Raw genomic sequence first — 2,741 nt, forward strand, 5'->3', positions numbered from 1 at the left:
GATGTGCTCTATGTGTTCGCTTTTATTGTGGGCGCAACCTTTCTTGCCGTGTTCTTCTCTTTCTATCTGCCGTTTCTGGCAGCGTTGTCCTTGTTCTTCATCCATTCTTTTACGCATGCTTTTCAAGCTATATATTTACGGATGTACACGCCCGGCGTCTGGACCGCTGTCTTCGTCGCACTTCCCTATTCGGCGTATGCCTTCTACCGGTTCCTTGGGTCTGACGCCGCCGGTTGGACCGAAATCGGCCGCAGCCTGATTTTGCTGGCGGTGATCGGGCCTCCCCTGCTGCTGCTCCTGCTGAAAGGAAGGGCCAGGGCGGCCGGGCAGTAAGCAGTTGTAAATATCATAACAGGCAAGCCGTATACAGACTGAGGTCTGTATGAACGGTTTGCCTGTTTTTGTTCTGTGACCCTGTGCCGGCAGCCCGTTAACGGGAACACGCTAATGCATCAGCTCTTATCACTTCACTGGAATTTCCGGCATAAAAGCATCAGTAACATCATAAGGTATGACTTGGAAGACGAAGTTTGATTGCGCGACTCTCTAAATTTTGCCGAACAATGCTGAAAAATATAGATGGCTTAAGCTGTCCGGAATCAGTCCGGAAAGGACGTACCTGGTCAATAGGGAGGGAGAAGCCATAACGGTCGAACATTTTATTGAGCTTTCCGTCGGATCACGAACATGCGCGCTGGGCATTCAAGACATCCGGGAGATTATTAGGATGCAGCCCCTGACCGATGTCCCATTGAGCAGACCTGCGGTTAAAGGCGTAATCCATCTGCGGGGAACGGTCATTCCGGTAATGAGTCTCAGGAGCCTGCTGGGGATGCCGGATGAGTCTTGCACCAGAACGGCGCGAATAATCATTGTATGCTGCAATGAAGAGCTCATTGGATTAATTGCCGACAAAGTCATTCAAATGACAACCTATGAAAGGATTCACTCCCCGCTCAGCGCAGCCTATGAAATAGGCAGACATGGAGTGTTTCTTGGCATCGCGAGCCGGGGGGAGCAGCTTATTGGCATACTGAAGCTGGAGGGGCTGTTGGGCGGCTAGAGGGAGAGCCGGGAAATTACATGGCAGACGGACAGACCGTCCCTATTTTAAAGGGCTTCTTATCTGGGAGGAAATGATATGAACTGGTTCTATAATTTAAAGACCGCCTTTAAGCTCCTGCTGGTTTTTTCGGTTGTTGGCATGATGATATTGTTCGCAGGTCTAACCGCTGTAAAGCAACTGGGGGAAATGAACGGCAGACTCTCCGATCTGTATCAGAATCATTTCCTCGGCATCAGGCCGCTCATCGAAACCAAAGCTATCCTCAACCATTCAAGAAATGAATTGCGCAGATTATATGGGGGCAACGAAAGCGAACGTGCATTAATCTTCCAATCCGTGCAAACTGACACGGCCGCTGCCAATGAAAGGATAGAGGAGTTCAAGAAAGCAAAGCTCGCCGCGGAAGCCCAGGAACTGTTGCCGGTTCTGGAAACGGCCCTGGACCGTTACAATCAGGCTGTCGACGAAATCGCCCAAATGGCGGCAAATCATCAAATCGACCCGCTGCTCAGGTTGCTGAACGACACTGGAGGAATTTACGCCAAAGGAAGGGATGACACCTTAGCCGCGCTTGATAGGCTCGCGGATATCAACGTGGATACAGCCCGGAGGGCCGGGCAGGAAGGGAAAGAGGCGTTTGTTTCTGGCCGGCAGCTGGTTTACTGGATATTTGGGGCGGCGGTTGCCATCACAATTATTGCGGGTATTCTTATTTCCATTATCCTGTCAAGACCTCTTCAAAAAATAAGCCGCATTGTCCAGCTCACCGCAGAAGGAGATTTGCGGACCTTATCAGGCGTCCGGACAAAGGACGAAATTGGAATGCTGGCGAGCGGCGTGGATACGATGATCCTTAATCTGCGAAAAGTCGTAAACCACACTCAACTGAACGCCGAAAGCCTGGCTGCCGCCGCGCGGCAAATCTCCGCTACGGGTGAGGAAATGGCCGGAAGCCATCAACCCGAATCCGCCGGTGTGATCCATGCCTTGTTCAAAGAATTGACTGGCGTGATTGACTCGTTGGCGCAAAATACAAAGCATGCCGCCGGGCTTTCGGAGCAAAGCGTCAGAATAGCCGACAGGGGCGGAGAAGCCGTTCACGCCTTGATGAGCAGCATTAACGACGTGCTCGCCCATATGGCAAAGCTGGAGAAAGATTTACCGGCGCTCGGCGGCATTGTCGAAGCGATAGAGGATATTGCGGACCGGACTGACCTGCTTGCTCTGAGCGCGGCGATCGAAGCTGCCCGCGCCGGAGAGCAGGGTAAAGGCTTTGCTGTGGTGGCGGGCGAGGTTCGGAAGCTGGCGGAACGCAGCGGTTCGGCAGTGAAAGAGATCGGCGTCCTTGTTAAAGGCGTTCAGGAACATACTCGTCTCGTTGCGACCGCCGTACAGGAAAGCGTGGCTTATTCCCGCAAGACAGCCGATTCCCTCGGGGATATTCAACGAATCGTTGGTGAAACGGGATCGAAGGTGACGGCTATCGCCGATGAAAGCGTTGAGCAATCTCTTCAGGCCGCAAGCGTGTCGCAAGTGGTGGAAAGTATAACATCAGGAACGGGGGACACGGCCGAGGCCAGTGAGTTCATGGCGGCGACTGCCCGGAATTTGACTCAAAAGGCGGCTGAATTGCAGGCTTCTGTGAGCTTGTTCAAGATTGACCGGCAGGGGGGGG

At 52.9% G+C, this 2,741-nt stretch carries 3 protein-coding genes; all 3 read left to right on the forward strand.

Features of this window, described 5'->3' with window-relative positions; translation table 11 throughout:
• Window positions 1-333: HXXEE domain-containing protein (locus tag L692_RS0118930; protein ID WP_025701638.1), on the forward strand; the 333-nt coding region annotated here is incomplete at its 5' end.
• A gap of 220 nt (window positions 334-553) precedes the next feature.
• Complete coding sequence (locus L692_RS29450) at window positions 554-1,063, forward strand: chemotaxis protein CheW (RefSeq protein ID WP_025701639.1); 510 nt, start codon at window positions 554-556, stop codon at window positions 1,061-1,063.
• A gap of 78 nt (window positions 1,064-1,141) precedes the next feature.
• A partial coding sequence (locus L692_RS0118940; RefSeq protein ID WP_025701640.1) for a methyl-accepting chemotaxis protein occupies window positions 1,142-2,741 on the forward strand: 1,600 nt, incomplete at its 3' end.

It is taken from the genome of Paenibacillus forsythiae T98, assembly GCF_000520735.1.
GTDB lineage: Bacteria > Bacillota > Bacilli > Paenibacillales > Paenibacillaceae > Paenibacillus_AQ > Paenibacillus_AQ forsythiae.